The following is a 2,685-nucleotide window of genomic DNA, read 5'->3' as shown; positions in this document are numbered from 1 at the left end:
GCGCGCAGCGGCGGCTCGGGCTCGGCGCGGCGCGGCGCGACCGGCGGCTCCGCCCAGTCATCCTCGACCGGCGGCCGGCGCCCGCGGCCGGGCTCGGGGAGCCGAAGTGCCAGGGTGCGGATCTCGGTCTGGATCTCGTCCAGCTGCGCCTCGATCGCGTCGAGCCGCCCTTTCACGCCGAAGACGCTGAACGGCATCAGCAGGTAGGCCAGCGCGACGACGACCAGCACGCCGAGCGCGACCAACCCCGCCCAGTCGGGCAGGCCGGGTAGCGTCAGCGCGCGGGTCAGGTCCTGCAGCATCAGCCGCCGGTGACGCTCATGTGCCGCCCGACGGCTGGCGCCTTGCGGCGGCGGTCGATGACGAAGTCATGCCCCTTCGGCTTGCGCGCGATCGCGTCCAGGATCGCCTCCTTCAGCCCGGCCTCGTCCACCGACGGATCGCGCAGCGGGCGGCGAAGGTCGGCGGCATCCTCCTGGCCCAGGCACATGTAGAGCGTGCCGGTGCAGGTCAGCCGCACGCGGTTGCAGCTCTCGCAGAAATTATGGGTCATCGGCGTGATGAAGCCGATGCGCCGCCCGGTCTCCTTCACCGTGTAGTAGCGGGCCGGGCCGCCGGTCTTGTAGTCCGTCTCCTCGAGCGTCCAGTTCTCGCGCAGCCGCGCGCGCACGACGCTCAGCGGCAGGTACTGGTCGGTGCGGTCCTGGCTGATCTCGCCGAGCGGCATGGTCTCGATCAGGCACAGGTCGAAGCCGTGCTCGCCGCACCAGGCGAGCATGCGGTCGAACTCGCCCTCGTTCACGCCCTTCATCGCGACCGCGTTGATCTTGACCGCGAGGCCCGCGGCCTTGGCGGCGAAGATGCCATCCAGCGTCGGCTCGATCTTCCCCCAGCGCGTCAGCGCGGTGAAGGTCGCGGGATCGAGGCTGTCGAGGGAGACGTTGATCCGCTTCACGCCGGCCGCCGCGATGTCGTCCGCCAACTTCACCAGCTGCGTGCCGTTCGTGGTGACGGTCAGTTCCTTGAGCCCGCCTCCATCCAGGCGCGCGCCCAGGCTGCGGAACAGGCTGATCACGTTCTTCCGCACCAGCGGCTCGCCGCCGGTCAGGCGGATCTTCTCGACGCCGAGCTCGATGAAGGCGCCGCAGAGCCGATCCAGCTCCTCGAGCGTCAGGACCTCCGCCTTGGGCAGGAAGGTCATGTCCTCCGCCATGCAATAGACGCAGCGGAGGTCGCATCGGTCGGTGACCGAGACGCGCAGGTACGAAACCTTGCGACCGAACGGATCGATCATGGCTGGCGGCTATCCCCGGCAAGCCCCAGGCGGGCACTTCCTCGGCTCGTATCTGGGCCGCCAGGCCCCCCGGGCGCAAGACCCGGTCAGGCGAGGAGCGTGATCGCCCCGGTGGTGACCAGCAGCCCGAAGGCGAAGCGACGGTACCACCGCTCCGGGATCACGTGGAACAGCCGCGCACCGATGGGCACGCAGAGCAGCAGCACCGGCAGCAGCAGCAGCAGCTTGGCCAGCACCGCCCAGCCCATCAGCCCGCCCAGCGCGGGCGGGATGATCGACACCACCGCGATGCAGGCGAAGAAGAGGATCAGGTTGGCCCGGTGCCGCCGCGCCTCCTCGGGCCCCGCCAGCAGGTAGAGGATCACCGGCGGGCCGCTCACCCCCGTCGCCCCCTTCAGCAGCCCCGCCGTCGTGCCGACCGCGATGTTGAGCGCCAGCGGACGCGATCCGTGGTAGCGCCAGCCCGACATCAGCAGCAGCCCGAACACGAGCACGAGGGCCCCGATGGACCGCCGCAGGACGTCCTGGTCGGCGGTCAGCAGGATGAAGGCACCGACCGGCGTCATCGCGACCGCCGCGGCGCCGATCGGCAGGATCACGCGCCGGTCCGCCTGCCCGAGCGCCTTCGGCAGCAGCTGCATGGAGACGAAGAGCTCCATCAGCAGCATCACCGGCACCCCGACCCGCGGCCCCCACAGCACCGAATAGGCCGGCGCCAGCAGGATCGCGGTGCCGAAGCCCGAATAGCCGCGCATCAGCCCGGCGACAGCGGTGACGACAAGCGCAGCGACAATACGCCAGTCCGACAGGACCGCCGCCAGCTCCGCAGTGAAGGCGCTCATTCCTCGACCAGCTCCAGCTCCACGGCCGAGAGGCGGAGCGTCACCTTGCCGGCATTCTCGAAATTCACCGTCACCCGGTCCCCGGCGACCGACTGCACCTGGCCGGTGCCCCAGTCGGGCCGCGCGGGCAGGCGGACGCGCTGGCCGGGGAAGAGGTCGCTGCTCACCAGCACGGTAAAGCATCATTAATTGCCTGACGGCCAGCCTGGGAGCCGTCACACTGGGCCCAGGACGGGCGGGAGAAGCGAATGGCACAGGCTGCCGAGGCGGTGCGGACCGCCGACGGGCTGGCGCTGGCACAGGCCGTATGCACGCGGCTGTGCCATGACCTCGGGGGACCGATCGGCGCGGTCGCCGGCGTGCTCGAGATGCTGGGCGAGGGCGGCGACGATGCCGGCGAGGTGGCGCGGGACGCCGCGCGCAGCCTCGACCGGCGGCTGCGCTTCTGGCGCGTGGCCGTCGGCGGCGCCGCGGGCGAGCTCGACACGGCCGGGCTGGCGGCGCTGACCGAAGGGCTGACGCTCGGCCGGCGGGCATCGGTGGACCTGC

At 71.3% G+C, this 2,685-nt stretch carries 4 protein-coding genes and 1 pseudogene; 1 reads left to right on the top strand and 4 read right to left on the bottom strand.

The annotated features are described in order from the left end of the window. The 4 genes and pseudogenes from L2I40_RS21625 to L2I40_RS21610 all read right to left on the bottom strand — a co-directional run. Positions 1-302: pseudogene (locus L2I40_RS21625) on the bottom strand (hypothetical protein); the annotation flags it as partial. Continuing rightward, the gene (moaA, locus tag L2I40_RS21620) at positions 302-1,294 is read right to left on the bottom strand and encodes a GTP 3',8-cyclase MoaA (protein ID WP_237217299.1); all 993 of its coding nucleotides are present in this window, start codon (positions 1,292-1,294) and stop codon (positions 302-304) included. The gene moaA and the pseudogene L2I40_RS21625, both read right to left, overlap by 1 nt. Before the next feature lie 86 nt (positions 1,295-1,380). Then, positions 1,381-2,136 (bottom strand): sulfite exporter TauE/SafE family protein, encoded by a 756-nt coding sequence (locus tag L2I40_RS21615; RefSeq protein WP_237217297.1) that lies wholly within the window; start codon positions 2,134-2,136, stop codon positions 1,381-1,383. Next, complete coding sequence (locus tag L2I40_RS21610; protein WP_308116443.1) at positions 2,133-2,309, bottom strand: DUF3553 domain-containing protein; 177 nt, start codon at positions 2,307-2,309, stop codon at positions 2,133-2,135. The genes L2I40_RS21615 and L2I40_RS21610 overlap by 4 nt, the downstream gene beginning before the upstream one ends. A gap of 75 nt (positions 2,310-2,384) precedes the next feature. Here L2I40_RS21610 and L2I40_RS21605 point away from each other — a divergent pair. Next, on the top strand, positions 2,385-2,685 hold a 301-nt coding region (locus L2I40_RS21605), incomplete at its 3' end, for a hypothetical protein (protein WP_456305759.1).

The organism is Falsiroseomonas oryziterrae (genome assembly GCF_021864505.1).
GTDB classification, from domain to species: Bacteria; Pseudomonadota; Alphaproteobacteria; order Acetobacterales; family Acetobacteraceae; genus Falsiroseomonas; species Falsiroseomonas oryziterrae.
This window is presented reverse-complemented; position numbering and strand designations above follow the sequence as displayed.